The organism is Tissierella praeacuta, assembly GCF_040396155.1.
GTDB lineage: Bacteria > Bacillota > Clostridia > Tissierellales > Tissierellaceae > Tissierella > Tissierella praeacuta_A.
Genome location: NZ_JBEBOY010000025.1, coordinates 19,980 through 43,717, shown reverse-complemented (window position 1 = coordinate 43,717; position 23,738 = coordinate 19,980). Strand labels below are relative to the sequence as shown.

At 28.9% G+C, this 23,738-nt stretch carries 23 protein-coding genes; 21 read left to right on the top strand and 2 right to left on the bottom strand.

The genetic code is table 11. From position 1 onward, the window contains the following. Nucleotides 1–201 precede the first annotated feature (201 nt). Nucleotides 202–396, top strand: coding sequence for an ABC transporter substrate-binding protein (locus ABWP20_RS12275; RefSeq protein WP_353096104.1), 195 nt, complete (start codon nucleotides 202–204; stop codon nucleotides 394–396). A 355-nt stretch (nucleotides 397–751) separates the two neighbouring features. Continuing rightward, nucleotides 752–1,813 (top strand): ATP-binding protein, encoded by a 1,062-nt coding sequence (locus ABWP20_RS12270; protein WP_353096103.1) that lies wholly within the window; start codon nucleotides 752–754, stop codon nucleotides 1,811–1,813. Between the two features lie 23 nt (nucleotides 1,814–1,836). Here the strand turns inward: ABWP20_RS12270 and ABWP20_RS12265 are convergent, their stop codons facing one another. Continuing rightward, the gene (locus tag ABWP20_RS12265) at nucleotides 1,837–3,039 is read right to left on the bottom strand and encodes an alanyl-tRNA editing protein (RefSeq protein WP_353096102.1); all 1,203 of its coding nucleotides are present in this window, start codon (nucleotides 3,037–3,039) and stop codon (nucleotides 1,837–1,839) included. A gap of 211 nt (nucleotides 3,040–3,250) precedes the next feature. Between ABWP20_RS12265 and ABWP20_RS12260 the strand changes: the two genes are divergently transcribed. Both ABWP20_RS12260 and holA read left to right on the top strand, forming a co-directional pair. Continuing rightward, the gene (locus tag ABWP20_RS12260; RefSeq protein WP_353096101.1) at nucleotides 3,251–5,695 is read left to right on the top strand and encodes a DNA internalization-related competence protein ComEC/Rec2; all 2,445 of its coding nucleotides are present in this window, start codon (nucleotides 3,251–3,253) and stop codon (nucleotides 5,693–5,695) included. Next, nucleotides 5,685–6,716, top strand: a complete 1,032-nt coding sequence (gene holA / locus ABWP20_RS12255; protein ID WP_353096100.1) for a DNA polymerase III subunit delta — start codon at nucleotides 5,685–5,687, stop codon at nucleotides 6,714–6,716. The genes ABWP20_RS12260 and holA overlap by 11 nt, the downstream gene beginning before the upstream one ends. Nucleotides 6,717–6,752: 36 nt before the next feature. On the opposite strand, the gene rpsT is transcribed toward holA, so the two are convergent. Next, nucleotides 6,753–7,016 (bottom strand): 30S ribosomal protein S20, encoded by a 264-nt coding sequence (gene rpsT, locus ABWP20_RS12250; protein WP_353096099.1) that lies wholly within the window; start codon nucleotides 7,014–7,016, stop codon nucleotides 6,753–6,755. Nucleotides 7,017–7,153: 137 nt separating this feature from the next. On the opposite strand from rpsT, the gene gpr reads away from it, so the two are divergent. The 17 genes from gpr to ABWP20_RS12165 all read left to right on the top strand — a co-directional run bounded on the left by gpr (nucleotide 7,154) and on the right by ABWP20_RS12165 (nucleotide 23,738). Further along, the gene (gene gpr / locus ABWP20_RS12245; RefSeq protein WP_353096098.1) at nucleotides 7,154–8,128 is read left to right on the top strand and encodes a GPR endopeptidase; all 975 of its coding nucleotides are present in this window, start codon (nucleotides 7,154–7,156) and stop codon (nucleotides 8,126–8,128) included. Between the two features lie 73 nt (nucleotides 8,129–8,201). Continuing rightward, nucleotides 8,202–9,254 (top strand): stage II sporulation protein P, encoded by a 1,053-nt coding sequence (spoIIP, locus tag ABWP20_RS12240; RefSeq protein WP_353096097.1) that lies wholly within the window; start codon nucleotides 8,202–8,204, stop codon nucleotides 9,252–9,254. Nucleotides 9,255–9,321: 67 nt separating this feature from the next. Beyond that, the gene (lepB, locus tag ABWP20_RS12235; protein ID WP_353096096.1) at nucleotides 9,322–9,870 is read left to right on the top strand and encodes a signal peptidase I; all 549 of its coding nucleotides are present in this window, start codon (nucleotides 9,322–9,324) and stop codon (nucleotides 9,868–9,870) included. A gap of 50 nt (nucleotides 9,871–9,920) precedes the next feature. After that, entirely contained in the window at nucleotides 9,921–10,190 is a 270-nt protein-coding gene (locus tag ABWP20_RS12230; RefSeq protein WP_353096095.1) for a hypothetical protein, read from the top strand. A 69-nt stretch (nucleotides 10,191–10,259) separates the two neighbouring features. After that, nucleotides 10,260–12,071: a translation elongation factor 4 gene (lepA, locus tag ABWP20_RS12225; protein WP_353096094.1), complete on the top strand. Its 1,812-nt coding sequence runs from the start codon at nucleotides 10,260–10,262 to the stop codon at nucleotides 12,069–12,071. 85 nt (nucleotides 12,072–12,156) lie between these two features. Beyond that, entirely contained in the window at nucleotides 12,157–13,293 is a 1,137-nt protein-coding gene (gene hemW / locus ABWP20_RS12220) for a radical SAM family heme chaperone HemW (protein ID WP_353096093.1), read from the top strand. 132 nt (nucleotides 13,294–13,425) lie between these two features. Continuing rightward, a complete protein-coding gene (hrcA, locus tag ABWP20_RS12215; protein WP_353096092.1) occupies nucleotides 13,426–14,478 on the top strand; it encodes a heat-inducible transcriptional repressor HrcA in 1,053 nt (350 codons plus the stop codon). A gap of 24 nt (nucleotides 14,479–14,502) precedes the next feature. After that, nucleotides 14,503–15,042 (top strand): nucleotide exchange factor GrpE, encoded by a 540-nt coding sequence (gene grpE, locus ABWP20_RS12210; protein WP_353096091.1) that lies wholly within the window; start codon nucleotides 14,503–14,505, stop codon nucleotides 15,040–15,042. Nucleotides 15,043–15,064: 22 nt separating this feature from the next. Next, a complete protein-coding gene (gene dnaK / locus ABWP20_RS12205; protein WP_353096090.1) occupies nucleotides 15,065–16,879 on the top strand; it encodes a molecular chaperone DnaK in 1,815 nt (604 codons plus the stop codon). Between the two features lie 87 nt (nucleotides 16,880–16,966). Next, on the top strand, nucleotides 16,967–18,082 hold the full coding sequence (gene dnaJ / locus ABWP20_RS12200; RefSeq protein ID WP_353096089.1) for a molecular chaperone DnaJ: 1,116 nt from the start codon (nucleotides 16,967–16,969) through the stop codon (nucleotides 18,080–18,082). Nucleotides 18,083–18,177: 95 nt separating this feature from the next. Further along, on the top strand, nucleotides 18,178–19,110 hold the full coding sequence (gene prmA, locus ABWP20_RS12195; protein WP_353096088.1) for a 50S ribosomal protein L11 methyltransferase: 933 nt from the start codon (nucleotides 18,178–18,180) through the stop codon (nucleotides 19,108–19,110). 11 nt (nucleotides 19,111–19,121) lie between these two features. After that, complete coding sequence (locus ABWP20_RS12190; protein ID WP_353096087.1) at nucleotides 19,122–19,865, top strand: RsmE family RNA methyltransferase; 744 nt, start codon at nucleotides 19,122–19,124, stop codon at nucleotides 19,863–19,865. Next, nucleotides 19,865–21,163 carry a tRNA (N(6)-L-threonylcarbamoyladenosine(37)-C(2))-methylthiotransferase MtaB gene (mtaB, locus tag ABWP20_RS12185; RefSeq protein ID WP_353096086.1) on the top strand — a complete coding sequence of 433 codons (1,299 nt, stop codon included), beginning with the start codon at nucleotides 19,865–19,867 and terminating at the stop codon, nucleotides 21,161–21,163. Before ABWP20_RS12190 ends, mtaB begins: the two co-directional genes overlap by 1 nt. Nucleotides 21,164–21,219: 56 nt before the next feature. Further along, nucleotides 21,220–21,561, top strand: coding sequence for a histidine triad nucleotide-binding protein (locus ABWP20_RS12180; protein ID WP_353096085.1), 342 nt, complete (start codon nucleotides 21,220–21,222; stop codon nucleotides 21,559–21,561). A gap of 104 nt (nucleotides 21,562–21,665) precedes the next feature. Next, nucleotides 21,666–21,848 (top strand): 30S ribosomal protein S21, encoded by a 183-nt coding sequence (gene rpsU / locus ABWP20_RS12175; RefSeq protein ID WP_353096084.1) that lies wholly within the window; start codon nucleotides 21,666–21,668, stop codon nucleotides 21,846–21,848. 27 nt (nucleotides 21,849–21,875) lie between these two features. Further along, nucleotides 21,876–22,319, top strand: a complete 444-nt coding sequence (locus ABWP20_RS12170; RefSeq protein WP_353096083.1) for a GatB/YqeY domain-containing protein — start codon at nucleotides 21,876–21,878, stop codon at nucleotides 22,317–22,319. A gap of 132 nt (nucleotides 22,320–22,451) precedes the next feature. Further along, on the top strand, nucleotides 22,452–23,738 hold the full coding sequence (locus tag ABWP20_RS12165; protein ID WP_353096082.1) for an NfeD family protein: 1,287 nt from the start codon (nucleotides 22,452–22,454) through the stop codon (nucleotides 23,736–23,738).

Sequence of the window (23,738 nt, the reverse complement as noted above, 5' to 3'; positions counted from 1 at the left end):
TGTGGCGGCATAGAAAGTTAAACTTTTTGTGTCTAAGCTATTGACACAAGTCCACATATTCCTTTTTATTTATATATATTAATCTAGTTCATATATTCATAGAATAATAAAGAAGCTGAATAAATAGATTGATGATAATACATAAATATATTTGATTGTCTTGTAGATGCAGAAACAATTAGAGAAAGTAAGCCAGAGATTGTGCGTAGATTGGCAGAAAGAATGGATATAATTAAAGATGGTCTAAAATATACATTTCATCTAAAAAAAGGTATAAAGTTTCATAATGGTGGAGAATTAAAAGTAGATAATGTTTTATATACATTTTATAGAATGTTAACTCCTAAAATCCAAGCATTAAATATGGATTTTCTTGAATTGAATCATGTTCTATAAAATGGAAGAATAGATAAGTTTATGAGATAGAGGTTTAATAAAATATCCCTAATTGCATAATAGTATAAGAAGAATAGTGCTTAATTATGTGGAGTAATAGCCTTCATTATTATGATATCCTAAGTTGTATATATTACATATTGACAATCATTGAATATATGTTAGACTATATTAAACTTTACCCAAAGAATTACATACAAATATTATATAAAAATAAGCTCTATGAGATATTGATTAGAAAAGAATGAATTGATTCCATCAAAAAATTCCTCATAATAAGTTTATTTTTATCCCTATGCACATAATAAGTACAAGAGAATAAATTATTATATATGATTTTTTAGGAGGTTTTTATATGGCAAAAATACGAAGAATGTTTCCGGGAGGCAATACAGCCAATGGATTCTACGCTCTTCATGATAATATAATAGGTTTAAATAGAAATGCATTATATATATTGAAAGGTATGCCGGGAGGAGGAAAGTCTTCTTTAATGAAGGAAATAGGAGAGAAGGCTTTTAATAAAGGCTATAGTATAGAATATCATCATTGTCCATCAGATCCTAATTCCATAGATGGAGTAGTTATAAAAGAATTAAATATAGGTATTGTAGACGGTACAGCTCCTCATACAATTGATCCTATTTATCCAGGATTAACAGATAAGATTGTAGACTTAGCACAATTCATAGATCCTCATGCATTAGAATCCAGTAAATCGGAGATAGTTAAAGCTAAAGTAAATAATAAACGGGCATATAGAAAGGCCTTTAGTTATTTTAAAGCTGCCAAAATAATACTTCAGGATATAGAAGAAGATAATAGATTAAAATTAGATATTAGAAAAATAAACAATGAGAGTAAAAAAATTATAGAAGAAATTTTTTCTAAGAAAGAAACTGAAATAATATCTAATGGATTTAAAGAAAGACATTTATTTTCTACGGCCTATACGCCATATGGATTTGTAGACTATACAGATACCATATTAGAATATGTAAAAGATGTATATTATATAAATGGTGATATAGGAACAGGAAAATCCACATTATTAAATAGAATATTAGAAGAATCAAGACTAAGAAACTATCAATTAGAATTATATCATAACTCTTTGGTGCCAGAAAAACTTGAGTCTATTTTTATTAAAGAATTAGATACGATAATAACATCAAATAAAAATGGAGAAAACTTTGCGAAAGCAAAATTAGATTTAAATAGATATTTTGATCATAGTGATTTAAATAAAGAGGATTATAATATGTTTAATTCTTTAGTAGATAAAGGCGTTAAAAGCTTAGATGGAGCAAAAGAGAACCATTTTATTTTAGAAAGGTCTTATAGACCATCTGTTGACTTTTCAGGGGTTAATAGAGTTAAAGAAGAAATATTTAATGAAATTTTAAGCTATAGATAAAGCAAAAGGTTAGAGGTTTTCCTCTAATCTTTTGCTTTGTTTTTTACGTTTTCAAAGAAGGCATTTAGTAGCTTGTCTAAATCATCAAGAGAACATCTGCCTTGAACAGTTTGAGAACTGCCTCCTCCTTTTATTTCAAATTCTTCAGAGATTTCCTGAAGTACATCTTTTAGATTTATATTTAGGTCTTTAGATACACTGATTAAAAATTGTCCCTTATTCTCATATTTAGCTCCAAATATTTGAATAGAGTTACTTATATTATTTAGAAAAATTGATATTTTATTAATTTCTTTTAGATTCTTGTCATCAAATATCTTAGTGATAAACAATAAATCATCTATTTTAATAGAATTTCTTAATAAATCTTCACTTTTATATCTAATAAGTTCTTCTTGTAAGGTTCTATTATTTTTTTCTAAATCTTCTTTTTGATTATATAAAATTTTTACTTTTTCCAATACATCAGTATCTTTTGAAGACAATAATATGGCTATATCCTTAATCATTTTACTTTTCCATCTATAATCGAATAGGGCTCTATTGCCGCAAACAAATTCAATTCTAATATTGCCTTTATACTTTTCCCATTTTCTTATTTTTATCATGCCTATTTCTCCAGTATTTCTTAAATGAGTACCTGCACAAGGAGAAAAGTCTATATTATCAATTTCTACAATACGGATATTAGAATTTACAGTAGGTTTTTTTCGCACAGGGATTTTGTTTATATCATTTTTTTCAATATAATAAGATTTAATTTCAAAATTTGAAGATATTATTCTATTTGCGTATATTTCGATTTTTTCGGCATCGTCCTCTGATAAATCTGGTAAGGTAATATCAATATATACGAAATCTTTACCTATATGAAATCCGATTGTTTCACCATTATATAATTTATAAAAGGCAGCTGATAGAAGATGTTGTCCAGTATGCTGCTGCATATTGTCAAATCTATTCTCCCAATCTATATTTAAGATTACTTTATCACTATAAATATTTTCTTTGGTTACATGTATTATGTCACCATCTTCTTCGTATACTTCTAGTACCTGAACACCGTTTATAGTACCTTTGTCTCCAGGCTGACCACCAGATAAATGAGGATAAAAAATAGTTCTATTAAGTTTTATATAATACTTTCCATCTTTATATATTTTATCAACTATCCTTGAATCTATTTCTCGTAAGTAAGGATTATCTAAATAAAGTCTATGAGTCATTTAGCTATCATTCCCTTCAATAATTATATATTATATATTATCATAAAAAAGCAAAAACACTAATAAAATATTAGTTTGCTATGTTATAATAATATAAAATGAAATGGGGTGATATACTTGCCAGACGGTAGCTTAATGGTTTTGTTGGGAATAATACTTATTATTTGGAGTTTAAATAGAATACATAGAAAGAAATAGGTTGGAGGATTTTATGGACAGGCCCTTTGTGTTTATAACAATTCCATTAGCTTTAGGAATAATCATCTCCTATTATTTAGAGATTAATAAATCTATGGTCTTTATTTTAATTGTATTGACCATAGGAATTTATATTTTAAATCTTATAATGGAACAGTCCAACAACATAATATTATTTTTTATTCTTAGCTTATTGGGAATGATTCTTGGAATTTATAATTTGAATAGTAGTACCCTTATGATCAAAGTAGATGAAAATATTATGCTTAAGGGTATTGTTGAAGATATAATATGGAAAGAGGAAGAGCAAGGGAGATATATTGTTAAAATCAATGAAATAGTAGATGACTCAATATCTACTAAAATAAAAGAAAAACTAGTATTAAAAATCATAGGAAATAAGGATATTGAATTAGGTGATGAAATAAGTTTTTTAGGGAGATTAAAGATTCCGCAGAATAATACAAATCCAATGCTTTTTAATTATAGATTAAATTTACTATCAAATAGAATATATACAGTAATGACTATAAAGGATTATTCTATAATAGAAATTAAAGAAACAGATAGACCTATTAAATATAGAATAAAATCCAGTTTTATAAAAAATATAGAAAAATTATTTGATAATAATTTAAGTAAAGAAAACAGCTCTATGATGAAGAGTATAATACTTGGAGAATATTCCTATTTAGAAGAGGAATATGTGGAAAAATATAGAAGCTTAGGACTAGCACATATATTAGCTGTATCAGGATTACATATAGGAATAATAGCTGGATTTTTAAACTATATATTATCTAATTTAGGCATAAAAAGAAGATTAAATATAATTATAACACTTAGTATTATTTGGTTTTATGGGTATCTTATAGGATTTCCACCATCTTTACTTAGAGCTAATATAATGTTTAGTATAGTTTTTTATGGAGAATCTCTAAGGAAACCTTATGATTCTATAAATGCTTTATTTTTCGCAATGTTTATATTATTAATTATAAATCCAATGTGGATTTTTAGTCTTGGATTTCAACTTTCATTTATGGCAACATTTTCAATCATTTATTTTACTCCTAAGATACAAAAGATTTTATATCCATACAATAATAAATTAACTTCTACATTAGCAGGGGTATTAGGTGTTCAAATAGGGTTATTACCAGTACAAGTCTATTATTTTAATAAGATATCCATAATTAGCATATTCTCTAATTTAATAATAGTTCCTATGCTATCTGTGTCTTTGATTATTGGGGGTATTATGTTATGCTTGTTTTATGTAATACCAATATTGATTCCATTATTAGGCAATGTATTAGACTTGATTTTATCAATACAATTTAAGTTCGCAGATACTTTGTATAAACTGCCTTTTGGTACAGTAAAATATCATTCACCTAATATTTATGAAATTTTATTATATTATATTTTGCTACTTATAGTATTTAAAGTTATAAAAATAGATAGAATTAGTTTTAGTATAAAAAAAGCAATTATATATTATTTGGTTATTTTAGTATTATTTAATTCCATAGTATTCTTTACTGATAAATCTATTGAAATACAATTTATAGATGTGGGTCAAGGAGATGCAATCCTAATTAATACTAAAAACGGAAATTATTTAATAGATACAGGAGGAAGTATATTAGACTCATTTGATGTAGGCAAGAGCATTACACTTCCTTATCTGCAGAAAAATGGCATAAATAAGCTTAAGGGAGTTTTTATAACTCATTTTGATGATGACCATTGTAAAGCATTATCTACTCTAATAGATAATATGGATATAAAAAATGTTTTAGTATCCTATGAAGACAATAAAAATCCAATATATAATAAGATAAAAGAAAAAGACATACCCTTAACTATATTAAAAGAAAAGGACTTAATATGGTTAGATAAGAATACATCTGTAGAAGTTTTAAGTCCCAGTGAAGATTTAAAAACGAGATCATCAGATGCTAATAATTTATCCTTAGTACTTTTGCTCTCCTATTATGATAAGAAGATACTTTTTACAGGAGATATGGAAAAGGAAGTAGAACTAATATTATCAGAGAAAATTAGAGAAAATGTAGATATAATAAAAGTGCCTCATCATGGGAGTAATACTTCTTCTACTGAGGAATTGTTAAACAAAATAAGACCATCAATAGGTATTATTTCTGTAGGAAGAAATAATTTTTATGGACATCCTCGAGGTGAAGTTTTAGATAGGTATAATGAACTAGGTACTCAACTATATAGAACAGATACTATGGGAATGATTACAGTAAAATTAGATAAAGAAGTTATGGATATCAAAACTTTTATACACGATGATGTGGAATTGATGTATTTCTTAAATGAAAATTTATTTAGTATTATTTTATATATAATCTATTATTTAATAGCTTATATTTTAGCAAAGGTTTACTTACATTTGGAAGAGGGGTTGGCAATTAATGAATTATAGTGAATTTATAAACTTTATAAAAAAAGATAATCTATTACCAGTATATTTCTTTACTGGAGCTGAAGAATATCTTATGAACGAGGCAATAGAGGCTTTGAAGGAAAAATATATAGATGAATCCTTAGAAGCATTAAATTATATAACAATAGATGGGAAGGAAATGAAATTTGACAACATCTTAAATGCATGTGAAACACTTCCTTTTATGGCATCTAAAAAAATAGTTATTGTAAAGGATATAAGTGAAATTATAGAAAATGAAGGAAATAATTTAGAAGTAAAGCTTAGTTCATATGTGGAAGGATTAGATAATTATCTTTGTTTGATTATGATGGATAGGTCAAATAAGCTTAAAAAGACGAGCAAATTATATAAAACTATTAATAAATTAAATGGAGTAGTAGAATTTGGGAAGTTAAAGGGTAGAGATTTAAATATATGGCTGGAAAATAAACTAAAAAAATATAATAAAAAAATATCAAATGCAGATTTGAATTATTTTATTCAAGCATCAGGATATAGTGATTATAATAGTGTCAAGACGCTTTATGATTTAGAAAATGAATTGTTGAAAATAATTAATTATGTATCGAATAATGAAATCATGAAAGAGGATATAGATATGATTTTAACTAAGACATTGGATACTAATATATTTAATTTACTTTCCAGTATAAATAAGAAAGATAGTGATTCAGCTTTAAGAATATTTAATGAAATGTATATATCTAATGAGCCAGTCCAAAGAATACTTGTTATGATAATCAGGCAATTAAGATTAATGTTAGGATATAAACTATATAGAGAAAAAGGATATTCTGAAGGAGATGTTCAAGAAAAATTACAAATAAAACCCTATGAATTTAAGAAAATATCTAAGGAATCCCATAAATTTAGTGAAAAACAACTAAATGAAATCTTAGATTATATTTTAGAAATGGATGTAAAACAAAAGACCAGTTCTTATGATGAAAAACTAGCTCTTGAAATGCTGATTATAAAATTTGCTTATTTAACATAAAAAAACTTCGGCCTCCCGAAGTTTTATCTACTTTGATTACATTGCATTATTTAATTTCTTCGTTAAGCGGCTAACTTTTCTAGACGCATTATTCATGTGAATAACATCCTTATGAGCAGCTTTCTTTAATTTCTTATCAATAGCTTTAAGCAATATTTTCGCTTCATCGAAGTTTCCCTCATCAATAGCTTTATCAAATTTCTTAATATATGTTTTAATTTCAGATTTTCTAGCTTTATTTATAGCCGTTCTTTTTTCTGTAATAAGAATTCTTTTTTTAGCAGATTTAATATTTGCCAATAGTTTCACCTCCTCTAATCTAACAAAAAACATTTTATCACGAAGAACTATAAAATGCAAGGATATTTAAGATTATATCTGGATAAAATTATAAGGTAAAAGAAAATTTTAGTAGGATATAAGAGAGGAGAATTTAATTGTATCAAATTCGTACTGATTTAGCTGTAGAAAATAGGGAAATATATAGAAAAAGCAGCAATAAAGAGTCTAGAGGCATTGATATAGAAAAAGAAGAAAATGAATCCTATGGAATTACAAGAATAAGAGTTTTAAATAAAGAAGGGAGTGAAAATTTACACAGACCCATAGGTAATTATATAACTATTGATGTACCTAAGTTAAATAAATCTGATGAAGATTTAAAAGATGAAATTTCTCAAGTAGTGGCTAAGGAAATAAAGGGGCTCGGTAAAACCAATGAATATAGCAAGATTTTAATTGTAGGTTTAGGAAATTGGAATATTACCCCAGATGCATTAGGACCAAAGGTTGTAGAAAGGGTTTTAGTCACTAGACAATTTTTTGTTAGTTATAATAAGGAAATAGATGAAACTGTTGCCAATGTAGCAGCCTTATCTCCTGGTGTCATGGGAATAACAGGTATAGAAACAGGAGAAATAATAAAAGGGGTAGTAGAAAAGGTAAAGCCAGATTTGGTAATAGCTGTAGATGCTTTGGCATCGAGAAAGATGGATAGGGTCTCTACTACAATACAGATATCAGATACAGGTATAAATCCAGGTTCAGGTGTTGGAAATAATAGAATGGAATTTAATGAAAGCACCCTTGGAGTTCCAGTGATTGCAATAGGTATCCCAACTGTTGTTGATGCAGCTACTATTGTAAATGATACTTTGGATTTGATAATAGAGTCATTAAAGTCTGAGTCTAAGGTAGGGTCAGAATTTTACGATTTACTATCTAAAATGTCATCAGAAGAAAAGTATTCTTTGATCCAAGAAGTATTAAATCCTTATATGAGAAATGTTGTAGTGACACCTACTGATATCGATGTGTTAATTGATGATTTATCTATAATAGTAGCCAATGGTTTAAACATAGCATTACATCCAGGTATAGATTTAAAAGATGTTAATAGATATATCAGATAAATAAATTTTAGTATATTTGTCTCCCTAGAAGAATATAATTTCTGTATTGAAAGTATATTAGGGAGTGTTCAACATGAGAAAATCTAGAAAGTCTGATTATATTATTTTAGCATTAGTATGTCTAATAACTTTAAATATTGGGGCAATAGCTATTGGATTGTATTCATCAAAAGGGAATTTTAATTTAGAGAGAAAAGAGTTTAAATTAGCAAATATTTCATTTGGAAAAATCAAAAATGTTTTAAATATAAATGCAGAAATAAAAAAGGCTATAAACTCTTTATTTCCTGTAAATAAGATATCAGATGATAATAAAGATGCCATTGAAGTTGGGGGTGCTATTCCAGAGGACGAAGAACATAATTCTGAAAAAGATATAATTATAGAAAATTTAGATGAATACGAATCATTGATAATAGTTAAGGATTCTGATGGAGTGAATACAATAGATAATATTCCTGAACCTTTAACAGTAAAAAAATTTAAAGTAGATAGGGGGAAACCATATATTTTAATATATCATACTCATGCAACAGAATCCTACTTGCTTGCAAAGTCTAATAATTATCGTACTCCGGATAAAAAGAATAATATGATAAATATAGGCGATATAATGACCACTGTTTTGGAAGCTAATGGACACAAGGTAGATCATGTTGAAACTATTCATGATTTACCATCATATAATCAATCTTATTCTAGAAGTCTTAACACTATAAAGAGTAAGATAAATGAATCTAATAACTTGAAAGTATTATTGGACATACATAGAGATGCTATTTTGGAAGATAATTCAAATATAGATAATATAAAAGTAAAATCTAAAATAGAAGTAGGAGGAAAATCAGCGGCTACTTTTTCATTAGTAGTAGGACCTGACTCTGCTAATAAAGAACAAGTTCTTGGTTTTGCTAAATATGTTAAAGCTGTATCTGATACTTTATATCCTGGATTATGCAGAGGAATATTGATAAAGCCTAGAGGAAAATATAATCAATATTTATCTGATTATTCGGCTCTAGTAGAAGTAGGATATAATTTTAATACCTTAGAAGAAGCAAATGAAGGGGCAAAATTAGTAGGTGAAGTTTTGAGTTTAGCTATAAGCAGTATATTAGAAGAATAGTCTTTTACAATTCTTATAAATCTGATATAATGTAAATTACTTTAGATAGTATTGGGAGGTAGTACTTATGGAAGAAAATAATAATAAAAATGTAAAGAATGAAGCTATGGAATGGATTAAGAGTATTGCAACAGCTATAATTATTGCAATTTTAATTAAAACTTTTGTGTTTAATACTACTTATGTAATAGGGAATTCTATGTATCCTACTTTGCATGAGAAAGATAGACTTTTTGCAAATAAAGTTTCATTATATTTTGGCCGACCATCAAGAGGTGATGTAATAGTTCTTAAAGCTCCAGATGCTCCAGATAAGGACTATATAAAAAGAGTTATAGGTATAGAAGGGGATATAGTAGAGATTAAGGATGGAAAGGTATATGTTAATGGTTCTATGTTAAATGAGGAATATTTAATTAATGATTCATATACCCAGGTATATGATGAGGACACTTGGGAAGTTCCAGAAGGACAGGTCTTTGTTTTAGGAGATAATAGAGCAGAGGGAGCTTCTAAGGATAGTCGTTATTTCGGATGTATAACTGTTAAATCTATTAAAGGTATTACAGGATTTAGATATTTCCCAATAGATAATAGGTTTGGAAAAATTGATTAATATTTAGTATAAAATATACAAAAATTGGATAATCTAATCTGGGTGATAATATGGAAACTAGATTAGAGAGAAATAGAAGGCTACGAAGAGAAAATCGTAAAAAAAGAATAAAGAAATTTTATGTTTTAGTATTATTTTTACTTTTGATATTAGGGATAGAGATTGTAAACCAAAATATTATAGCATTAGATTGTTTAGATAATCCAAATATTTTTAGAATCAATATAAACACAAGAACATTAGACTTTTTTGGGGAATCCTATATAATTGATTTCTCCTATTTAAAGAAATTATTAAAAGACCAGTTTCTGGTCTTTTAGTTTTACATAATAGCAATTTTCTGCTATAATTGTCTAGAGTTATCTTGAAACTTCATAAGGAGGAAAAGTATGCAAAGAATTAGACAAGAAAATATTAGAAATTTTTCAATTATTGCTCATATTGACCATGGAAAATCTACTTTGGCAGATAGATTAATAGAGAAAACAGGAATGTTAACTTCAAGAGAAATGCAAAATCAAGTTCTAGATAATATGGACTTGGAAAGAGAAAGAGGTATAACTATAAAATTAAAGGCAGTAAGACTGATTTACAATGCTAAAGATGGAGAAGAATATATATTAAATCTCATAGATACTCCTGGACATGTGGACTTTAATTATGAAGTCTCAAGGTCCCTAGCTGCATGTGAAGGAGCAATATTAGTAATAGATGCTACTCAAGGAATAGAGGCACAAACCTTAGCTAATGTATATTTAGCATTAGATCAGGATTTAGAAATATTGCCTGTAATAAATAAAATAGATTTACCAAGTGCAAGACCAGATGAAGTAAAAAAAGAAGTGGAAGATATTATTGGAATAGATTGTGAAGAAGCACCCCTTATATCAGCAAAAGAAGGGGTAAATATAGAAGATGTACTAGAAAGTATAGTGAAAAATGTACCTGCACCTAAGGGAGATCCGAAAGCACCTCTAAAGGCATTGATATTTGATTCTTATTATGATAGCTATAAAGGTGTTGTTTGTTATATAAGAGTGTATGAAGGTACAATAAAACCTGGTATGAATATAAAAATGATATCTACAGGAAAGACTTATGAGGTAGTAGAAGTTGGTGTAAATACTTCAAAACATATAACATTAGATAAATTAGAATCAGGAGATGTAGGATTTGTAACTGCTAGTATTAAAAATGTAAAAGATGCAAGAGTAGGGGATACTATAACTGATGATGATAACCCAACTGAAGAGGCTTTGCCAGGATATAAGAAGGTTATTCCTATGGTTTATTGTGGTATTTATCCAGCAGAAGGGGAGGATTTTAATACAGTAAGAGAAGCTTTGGAAAAATTGCAAGTAAATGATGCCGCCCTAGATTTTGAACCAGAATCTTCTGCAGCATTAGGTTTTGGATTTAGATGCGGATTTTTAGGACTTTTACACATGGAAATTATCCAAGAAAGATTAGAAAGAGAATTTGATTTAAATATAATAACTACTGCACCTTCAGTTATATATAAAGTAACTAAAACTACTGGAGAAGTCCTTAATATACAGAACCCATCTAACCTTCCTCCTACTACGGAAATATTATATATGGAAGAACCTATTGTAAGTGCAAATATTATGACACCTACAGATTATGTTGGTACTATAATGGAACTTTGTCAAAATAAAAGAGGTACTTTCTTAAATATGGAATACTTAGAGGAAAAAAGAGTTGTATTACACTATGAATTGCCTTTAAATGAAGTTATTTATGATTTCTTTGATGCTCTTAAATCAAAGACTAGAGGATATGCATCTTTAGATTATGATTTAAAGGGATATAGACAATCAGAGCTTGTTAAGATGGATATACTCATTAATGGAGAATTAGTAGATGCCTTTTCTTTAATAGTACATGAAGAAAAAGCATATGAAAGAGGAAGAATTATTGCAGAGAGACTTACAGATGTAATACCAAGACATCAATTTGCAGTACCTATACAAGCTGCTATTGGCACTAAGATAATAGCTAGAGAAACCATAAGAGCACTTAGAAAAGATGTACTTGCTAAATGTTATGGTGGAGATATTTCAAGAAAGAAAAAATTGTTGGAGAAGCAGAAAGAAGGTAAAAAACGAATGCGACAAATTGGTTCAGTAGAGGTTCCGCAGGAAGCTTTCTTAACAGTATTAAAATATGATGAAAAATAATTTATTTGGTTGACATCTGTGTCACCTTATATGAAACTGTAGGGAACGATTTCTGTGTCGTTCCTATTTTATTGGGAGGAATATAATGTTAGATTTATCTCTGTATATCCATATACCTTTTTGTATAAGCAAATGCTATTATTGCGATTTTTCGTCTTTTACTAATATAAATCATAAAATTGATGATTATATAGATAGTTTAATAATGGAATTAAACTTATATAAAGAAAAAATAAAGGATTATAATATTAAAACTATATTTATAGGTGGAGGAACTCCTTCATGTATAGATTCAAAGCATATTTATAAAATATTAGAATTTATATATAAAAACTTTAATACTACTGGATTAGTAGAAGTAACTATGGAAGCAAATCCTGGTACTATAAATAAAGAAAAAGTAAAGATATATAAGGAATCAGGAATAAATAGGGTAAGTATGGGAGTACAAACATTAGATGATAGTTTATTAAAATCCATAGGCAGAATACATAGTACTAGAGATTTTTATAAAAGTTATGAAATTTTAAGAGAAGGAAATATAAAAAACATAAATGTAGATTTAATATTTGGACTTCCTAATCAAAATATAAATCATGTAATAAATTCATTAAAAACCATAATTGAATTAGGATTAGAACATATATCATACTATGGACTTATATTGGAAGAGGGTACAAAATTTCATAGATTATATGATGAGGGAAAAATATCTTTACCAGATGAAGATACAGAAAGATTAATGTATCATGAAGCTACTGAATATTTAACTAGTCATGGATATAAACATTATGAAATCTCTAATTATGCATTACCTACATACGAATGTAAGCATAATTTAATATATTGGGATGTAAAACCATATCTTGGAGTAGGACTAAGCAGTCATTCAAATATAGATCAGAAAAGATTCTTTAATACATCCAATATAAATATCTATATTGAAAATATAAATATGAATAAATTACCTATAGAAGATGAAGAAATAATAGATAGAGATACTGAAATAGTAGAATTTTGTATTCTTGGAATAAGGAAGATAAATGGTATAGATAAAAAAGAGTTTAAAAGTAGATTTGGAATTGAAATAGAAAATATATATGGGGATATAATAAATAAGCATGTAAATAATGGTTTAATATTAAATAATAATAATTATATTAGTTTAACGAAAAAAGGCCTTGATTTATCTAATTTAGTTGAAGTCGATTTCTTAAAATAATGAAATATTTTCAATAAAGGTATTGACAAAATTTATAAGTAGTGGTAACTTTAAATCGTAAGCATTAGCACTCAGTGCTATAGAGTGCTAATAAAACTATCTAGTATGTAAAGAATACTGAGGTGATTGAATATGCTAGATGACAGAAAACTCAGAGTTCTCTATGCGATTATTAATTCTTATGTGAATAGTGCAGAGCCTATAGGTTCTAGAACAATAACTAAACAATATGATTTAGGTGTAAGTTCTGCTACAATAAGAAATGAGATGTCTGATTTGGAAGAATTAGGATATTTAAATAAGCCACATTCATCTGCGGGAAGAGTTCCATCAGATAAAGCATATAGATTGTATGTAAATGAGATTTTAAAAAAACAAAAACCTAAAATAGATTTAATAAAAAAAGATGAAATAAAAAAGATATTAGCTAAGGAGTCTAGGGAAATAGAACAATTGTTACAAAACTCCGCAAAGGTTTTATCATCAATAACTAGCTATACAGCACTAGCTATATCTCCGCAGTTAAAGGGTTCTAAAATAAAATATATTCAATTGATACCAATTGATGCTAAGCAAATGCTAATGGTTTTAGTCACTAATACTGGAATAGTTAAGAACTCCATTTTTAGATTAAATATGGAAATACCAGAAGACCAAATTATAATAATATCTAACTTTTTAAATGATAAATTAAAGGGGTTATCAATAGATGAAATAGGTGAGGAGATTTCCGATGGAATTATAAGGGAGATTTATGATTATAAAACTATCATAGATGGAATTATACCTATTATAAGTCAATCTATGGAGGATATAGATAATGTTGATTTATATGCTGATGGAATAACTAAAATATTGAATTTCCCTGAATATAAAGATTTGGAAAAGGCTAAATCTTTTATCTCATTTATAGAAGATAAGGATTTAGTAGTAGATATTTTATTAAGTGACTCTTTATCTCATGATATGGATATAACTATAGGAAATGAAAATATATACGATGCTATAAAGGATTGTAGTTTGATTACAACGACCTATAAGCTAGGAGAGAGAACCATAGGTAAGATTGGAATAATTGGTCCTACAAGAATGGATTATTTAGAACTAATGAATGTTTTGCATTTGTTTTCTGTAAATATTACAGAAATTATAAATATGTTAATGAGTAAACATATCTCAAAGTAATCATAACATTTAAGAGGTGATGTAATGAGTAACAATAATGAAGGAAATAAAGAGAACAAAGATTTAATGGAAGAAGATATCAAAGAGGAAAATATTGAGGACAATTCTCAGGAAGTATTGGAAGATAGTTTAGAATCAAAGGATAAGGAAATTGAGGAGTTGAATAATAAACTATTGAGACTCCAAGCTGATTTCGTTAACTTTAGGAAAAGGGCTGAAAAGGAGAAGGAAAGCACTATTTCTTATGCTTTAGAATCTTTTGTAAGCAGTTTATTACCTGTAATAGATAATTTCCAAAGGGCTATGGAATCAGAAGATGATAAGGAAAATAATTTCTATAAAGGTATAGAAATGATATATCAACAATTGATGAAGGTTCTTAATGAAAATAATATTGAAGAAATTAAAGCTTTAGGGGAAGAATTTAATCCTAATTTTCATCATGCAGTATTTATGGAAGAATCTGATGAATATGAGGAAGGAAAGGTAACAGAAGTCCTACAAAATGGATATTTACTAAAAGATAGAGTTATTAGACCTTCTATGGTTAAAGTTGCAAAATAACATTATTTAAGGAGGAAATTTTATGGGAAAAATAATTGGAATTGACTTAGGTACTACAAATTCATGTGTTGCTGTTATGGAAGGTGGAGAATCTAATATAATACCTAATTTAGAGGGAAATAGAACAACGCCATCTATAGTGGCATTTACAAAGGATGGAGAAAGACTTGTTGGAGAAACAGCAAAAAGACAAGCTATTACAAATCCAGATAGAACTATAGCATCAATTAAGAGAAAAATGGGTTCCGACCATAAAGTAAATATAGATGGAAAAAACTATTCACCAGAAGAAATATCTGCTATGATTTTACAAAAAATTAAAATGGATGTAGAAAGTTATCTAGGTGAAACTGTTACTGAGGCTGTAATCACAGTACCAGCATATTTTACAGATAGCCAAAGACAAGCAACAAAGGATGCAGGAAAAATCGCTGGATTAGAAGTAAAAAGAATTATTAATGAGCCAACAGCTGCTGCATTGGCATATGGAATGGATAAAGAACAAGGTCAACATAAAATAATGGTATTTGACCTTGGCGGAGGTACTTTTGACGTATCTATATTGGAACTTGGAGATGGAGTATTTGAAGTATTAGCTACTCGTGGAAATAACCATTTAGGTGGAGATGATTTTGATGAAACTTTAGTAAACTATATAGCAGAACAATTTAAGAAAGAAAATGGAATTGATTTAAAACAAGATAAGATGAGTTTACAAAGATTAAAAGAAGCTGCAGAAAAAGCAAAGAAAGAATTATCTTCAACTATGTCAACAAATATAAATCTACCATTTATTACTGCAACTCAATCAGGACCATTACATTTAAATATGGATATAACAAGAGCTAAATTCAATGAATTAACTTCATCTTTAGTAGATAAAACATTAGAACCAGTTAAAGAAGCATTAAAAGATTCAGGATTACAAGCTTCTGACATAGAAAAGGTTCTTTTAGTTGGAGGTTCAACAAGAATTCCAGCTGTACAAGATGCTGTTAAAAAGTTAATAGGAAGAGATCCGCAAAAAGACATTAACCCAGATGAATGTGTTGCAGTAGGTGCAGCTATTCAAGGTGGTGTACTTGCAGGAGAAGTTAAAGATATATTATTATTGGATGTTACACCTCTATCTCTTGGTATTGAAACTTTAGGAGGAGTAACTACTAGATTGATTGAAAGAAATACTACTATACCAACTAAGAAGAGTCAAGTGTTTTCAACTGCAGCAGACAATCAAACATCAGTAGATATTCATGTATTACAAGGTGAACGTCAAATGGCAAGTGATAATACTACTTTAGGTAGGTTTCAATTAACTGGAATACCACCAGCACAAAGAGGAATTCCTCAAATAGAGGTAACTTTCGATATAGATGCTAATGGTATAGTAAATGTAAGTGCTAAAGATTTAGGAACAGGAAAAGAGCAAAGAATAACTATTAGTGCATCAACTAAACTTTCAGATGAAGAAATAGAAAGAAAAGTAAAAGAAGCAGAAAGATTTGAAGAAGAAGATAAGAAGAAAAAAGACGGAATTGAAATAAGAAATAATGGAGATAACTTAGTTTACCAAACTGAAAAAACTCTAAATGAGCTAGAAGGAAAGATTTCAGCAGATGAAAAATCAAAGGTTGAGGCTAAGTTAGAAGAACTTAAGAAGTCATTAGAAGGCGATAACTATGATGAAATTAAGAAGAAAACAGAGGAATTAACTGAAGCTTTCTACTCAATATCTCAAAAGATGTATGAGAATGCTGGAGGAAATCCGGGTGAAGATACTTCCAAAGCAAATGATGATGTAGTAGATGCAGATTACGAAGTTGTAGATGAAGATTAAATATAAAATATATATTAAGCTAAATCATTTGATTTAGCTTAATTATTTGATATAATTGTATAAGCAAAGTTAAAGGTTGGTGAAATAATGAGGGATTATTATGAAATCCTAGGTATAGAAAAAAATGCATCAGAAGATGAAATAAAAAAGGCATATAGATCCTTAGCAAAAAAATATCATCCCGATTTAAATCCAGATAACAAAGAAGCAGAGGCAAAGTTTAAAGAAGCTAATGCGGCTTATGAGATATTATCAGATCCAGAGAAAAGGTCTAGATATGACAGGTTCGGACATGCAGGAGTAGACCCGCAAGCTGGAGGATATGGCGGTGGATTTGGAGGTTTCGGTGATATCTTTGAGGATATATTTGATATATTTGGAGGAGGATTTAGTCAAGGTTCTAGAAAACCTGGTCCAGTAAGAGGCTCGGACTTGAGATACAATTTAAATCTAGAATTTAAAGAAGCAGTTTTTGGAGCAGAAAAGGAAATACAAATTAGAAGAACTGAAAATTGTAAATCTTGTGGCGGAACAGGAGCTAAAAAGGGAACAGAAAAAGAAACCTGCGCAACATGTAAAGGTAGAGGGGAAGTAAGATATGCACAACAAACTCCTTTTGGTCAATTTGTAAGAACATCAACCTGTGATGTATGTAACGGAACTGGGGAGGTAATCAAAGAAAAATGTAATACCTGTGGTGGTACAGGTAAAGAAGTTAAGATGAAAAAGATGAAAGTAAAGATTCCGGCAGGAGTAGACACCGGCTCTATTATCTCCATGAGAGGAGAAGGTGAAGCAGGAGATAGAGGGGGACCTAATGGGGATTTATATATTTATATAAATGTTATTGAAGACTCAATATTTAAACGTTCAGGAAATGATATATATCTATCAATACCTATTTCTTTTACAGAAGCAGCATTAGGAGCAGAAATAGAGATTCCAACTTTGGAAGGTATAACTAAATATACTATTGAAGCAGGAACTCAAACTGGAACAGAGTTTAGACTCAAAAACATGGGGGTACCAAATGTTAGAGGGCATGGCAGAGGAGATTTATTTTTTAATGTAGTGGTACAGGTTCCAACTAATCTAACTGATAAACAGAAAGAACTACTAAGAAATTTTGCAAATGAAAAAGGAGAAAATATTAGGGAACATAAAAAAGGTTTCTTTGATAAAGTAAAGGATGCCTTTAATTAACAATCACTCTAAGAGTGATTGTTTTAAAGTTATGGTAGTTTTTTAATGACTCTTAGGGTATAATTATTTTAGATTTAAAAAAAGGATGTGTATTTATGAATTGGACGGAGGTTCAAATAAAGACTACTGCAGAATTAGAAGATTTGGTAGCAAATGTATTATATGATGCAGGTGCCACAGGACTTGCCATAGAAGACCCGAGGGATTTAATAGAGTTATCTAAGTCGAAAGAAAGATGGGATTTTATTGATTCCAGTTTAATAAATGTAGATTTTGATGGTGTATTGATTAAAGCATATTTTTCAGAATCAGATGATTTAAAAAATAAAATTCAAGATATTAAAAATAGAATAAAGAATGATCCTATATTAAATACTGGTGAAAATGAGATTAAAATAGGTATAGTAGACGATAATGACTGGGCGGAAAATTGGAAAAAATATTATAAACCAATTAAAATAGGAGAGAGAATTTTAATTAAACCTTCCTGGGAGGAATATGATTTAGAAGAAAACGACATATTAATTGAATTAGATCCAGGCATGGCCTTTGGAACAGGAACTCATGAAACTACCATGATGTGTACGGAAGCTTTAGAAAAATACGTAAAATCAGGAGATATAGTATATGACATTGGCTGTGGAAGTGGAATACTTAGTATAGTTGCAGCAAAACTAGGAGCTGAAAAAGTAGTAGGAGTAGATCTTGATGAAGCGTGTGTAAAAGTATCAAATGAAAATATAAGACTAAATCATGTGAAGAAGGTTATTGAGATTAAGGAAGGTAATCTGCTAGATGTAGTTGAAGGTAAGGCCGATATAATAGTATCCAATATAATAGCAGAAATAATTGCAGGAATGACAAAAGATTTAAAAGCTTATTTAAACAATAGTGGCATATTTATTACTTCAGGTATTATTGTAGAGAAAATTGAATTAGTAGAAGAAGCTTTGTTGGCTAATGGATTTAAAATACTTGATATCAAGAAATTAAATGGCTGGGCTTGCATTACAGCCATTAACAATTAGGTGAGGAATATATGCATAGGTTTTTTGTTGAAGGGAAACAAATAATTGATGATATAATAGAGATATTAGGGAACGATGTAAAACACATAAAAGATGTATTAAGACTTAAACCAAGTGAAAAAATTGAAATTGCATCAGGTGGAATTACTTATACTTGCAGAATAGAATCCTTATTAAAGGACAGGATTATTACGAAAATAATAGATAGTGCTGAAGGTAAAAATGAGTCCAAGATTAATATTACTCTCTATCAAGGACTTGCTAAAGGAAGTAAAATGGATTTGATTATACAAAAATGTACAGAAGTAGGAGTAAAGGAGTTTTATCCTGTAGCAACTCATCGTTCAGTAGTAAAAATAAAAGAGATTAAAAAAGAACAATCCAAGGTCGAAAGATGGAATAGTATAGCCGATGAAGCTGCAAAGCAAAGTAAAAGAGATATACTTCCAAGAGTAGGAAATATTATTTCTTTTGATGAGATGATAGATCTATTGAAGGATGAAAAAAACATAATAGTTCCTTATGAAGATGAAAAGGGAAATGCAATAAAAGAAAAATTGAAGATAAGTAAAAGTATGAATGTACATTTAATAATTGGACCTGAAGGTGGATTTGAACCTCGTGAAATACAGAAATTAGAATCAATAGGGGCTAATATTGTAACATTAGGACCAAGAATATTGAGAACGGAAACAGCAGGAATTGTAGCATCTACAATAATATTTTATGAACTTGGAGATTTGGGAGTGATTTAATGAATAAGGTAGCTTTTTATACCTTAGGTTGCAAGGTAAACCAGTATGAAACAGAAGCTATGGAGGAGATATTTGAAAAAAACAATTATACCATTGTCAACAGTGATGAAGTAGCTGATATATATGTAATAAATACTTGTACAGTTACTAACTTATCAGATAGAAAATCTAGACAAATTATATCTAGAGCAAAGAAAATGAATAAGGATGCTATAATTGCAGTTGTAGGATGTTATTCCCAAGTATCTCCCTATGAGGTTTCCGAAATAGAAGGAGTAGATGTTGTAATTGGCACTACTGATAGAAATAGAATTTTAGAATTATGTGAAAGAGCTAAAGAAGAAAATGAAAAGATAAACATTGTTAGAAATATAAAAACTCAGAAAGAATTTGAGACCATAAATATAGATGATATAAAATCTAAGACAAGGGCATATATAAAAATACAAGACGGTTGTAATCAATTTTGTTCGTACTGTATAATTCCATATGCAAGAGGGCCTATTAGAAGTAGAAAACTAGATGACATTGTAAAAGAAACCCAAAAATTGGCTGATGCTGGATTTAAAGAAGTAGTTTTAACAGGAATTCATGTAGCATCCTATGGGAAAGATATAATAGATAAAACACCTCTTATTAATGTTTTAGAAGAAGTTGGAAAAATAGAAGGAATAGAAAGAATTAGACTTAGTTCTTTAGAGCCAACATTAGTTGATGAAAATTTTATGGAATCCATACTTAAAATAGGTAAAGTATGTGATCATTTTCATCTGTCTTTACAATCAGGTTCTGATACGGTTCTAAATAGAATGAATAGAAAATATACAACGGCCGAATATAAAAATATTGTAAATATTATAAGAAAGTACATGCCAAATGCAGGGATTACAACAGATATAATAGTAGGATTCCCAGGGGAAACAGAAGATGAATTTAAAGAAACCTTAGATTTTGTAAAAGAAGTTGGATTTTCAAGGATACATGTATTTAAGTACTCACCAAGAAAGGGAACTCCAGCGGCTAAATATGAAAACCAAGTAGATGGCAATATAAAACATCAAAGATCAGAAACCTTAATAGCCTTGGGAAAAGATTTGATGTTAAAATTTAATTTGCGATTCATAAACTCAACCTTATCTGTATTATTTGAGGAAGAATGTAAGAAAGAGAAAGATAATATAGAAGGATATACTACTAATTATATTCGAGTTAAATCTAAAAAGAATATTAATATGATTGGTCAAATAGGAGATGTGAAAATTAAAGATATAGAAGATGATTTTTTATTGGCATACTAGATGACTTTAATATAATATATAATATAATAAGATAGTATATAAAGGAGGTGGAGAATTTGACGGATTGCTTATTTTGTAAGATTATTAATGGTGAAATACCTAGCACCTTAATATATGAAGATGAAAAAGTAATAGCATTTGAAGACATTAATCCTCAGGCACCTGTTCATTATTTAGTAGTTCCTAAAGAACATATACAATCAGCAGACCATATAGATGATAGTAATAAAGAACTTATAGGACATATTTTTTTCGTAGCATCTAAAATAGCAAAGGATAAAGGATTAGATGCAGGATATAGAATAGTAAACAATTGTGGTATAGATGGTGGTCAGACTGTAGAACATATTCACTTTCATATATTAGGAAAAAGGAAAATGTTGTGGCCACCAGGCTAAATATTAGTTGAAATATTATGTATTATAATGTATAATAGTCTAGTGCAAACCCCTTTAGGGATAGTATGAAGTACTCTTGCAGTAGAGAGAGGAGGGAGAAGTCGATGTCAGAAATTAAGGTAGGAGAAAACGAATCTCTTGATAATGCATTAAAAAGATTTAAAAGACAATGTGCACGTGCTGGCATTTTAGGTGAAGCCAGAAAAAGAGAACATTATGAAAAGCCAAGTGTAAAGCGTAAAAAGAAATCTGAAGAAGCTAGAAAAAAGAAATACGCTAGATTTTAATTGATTTTAATTGAGAAGGTGGAAGGAATGTCCCTTAAAGAAAAATTAATGGAGGATTTAAAAGACTCCATGAAATCTAAAGATACAATAAGAAAAAATACTATCACTATGATAAGGGCAGCGATAAAGCAAAAGGAAGTTGATGAAAGAATAGAAGTCTCAGAAGAAGCCATACTAGACATTATATCAAAGCAATTGAAGGAAAAAAGAATGGCTATTGAGGACTTTAAAAAAGGACAACGACAGGATTTAGTTGAACTAACAGAAAAAGAAATGGAAATTCTCTTACAATACTTACCAAAACAGCTTTCTGAAGATGAAGTAGAAGAAATTGTAATTGAAACTATAAAAGAGATAGATGCTAAATCTATGAAAGATATAGGCATTATAATGAAAGCAGTAATGCCAAAAGTAAAAGGTAAAACTGATGGCAATATTGTAAATAAAATAATAAGAAAAGTATTTAATTAACCTGGGTTAAGTCCCAGGTTTTTTGATAAATAAATTTGTTAGTTATTTTACAATTATTTGGGTAATAGTATAATAAGGATATATTTATCGAGAGGATATCTTATCTTAAATACATATAATGGGGGTGTTAAAATGAAAAGAAATAAGTTAATCATTATATTGGTATTTATGGTAGTGCTAATTTCATCAAATATGGGATATGGGGAAGCTAATGGAGATGTATATGTCATTCCCATAAAAGGTGAAATCAATAAGGCAACATATAATTTCTTAAATCATACTATGGAGAGTTTAACTAAAGAAGACCCATTGGCAATTATATTTGAAATAGATACATATGGCGGACTAATTAATGAGGCTGAAAAAATAAAATCTTTAATTATTTCTTCCCCTATACCTACTATTTCATATGTAAATAGCAAGGCGGAATCGGCTGGGGTATTGATAACAATTGCCTCAGAAAAGGTTGTCATGGCAAACTCAGCCACCATTGGCTCTGCCGAGACCATACCAAATACAGAAAAAACATTATCCATGTGGCGAAGTCTTTTAAGGGATACAGCTCAATATAGAAATAGAGATTCTCAAGTTATAGAAGCTATGGCAGATAAAGATATGGAAATTGAAGGAGTAGTGCCTAAAGGTAAATTAGTCAATTTAACTTCAGTAGAAGCTGTTAAATATGGAATAGCTGATTTGGCTACAGATAACTATAGTGAAATACTAGAGCATTTTAATCTTGGAAATGCAAATATACAGAGGGTAGATGAAAGTCTTCAAATAAAATTGGCAAAATATATATCTAACCCTTATATAAGTAGTTTATTATTGACCTTGGGATTTATTGGATTAGTAGTTGAGATATTAACGCCAGGATTTGGAATTGGAGGAACAGTTAGTATAATAGGTTTTGGATTATATTTTGGTGGTAATATTTTAGCTGGAAATTCTCATTGGACATCTTTAGTGCTTTTTATAACAGGTTTGATACTATTAGTCATAGAGGCATTAATACCTGGATTTGGACTTCCTGGAATTAGTGGTATAATATTGGTGATAGTAGGTACAGTTTTGGCTATGGATTCACTAGGTGTGGCAATACTTTCTCTAAGTGTGGCCATAATAATAACGACAATAGTAACCATGATATTAATAAAATTAGGATTTAAGTCTAAAATGCTTAATAAAATTGTTTTAGACACAGAACATAAGGATGAAAAAGGATATCTATCCGTTGATTCTATGAATCAATATATGGATAAAGAAGGAATTAGTATAACAGAACTTCGCCCTGCTGGGTTTATAGAAATAGATGGAATAAAATTAGATGCATTGTCAGATGGTGGTTTTATTCCAAAGGATATATCTATAAAAGTAGTAAAGGTAGAAGGGTCAAAAATATTTGTTAGGAGGTTGTAG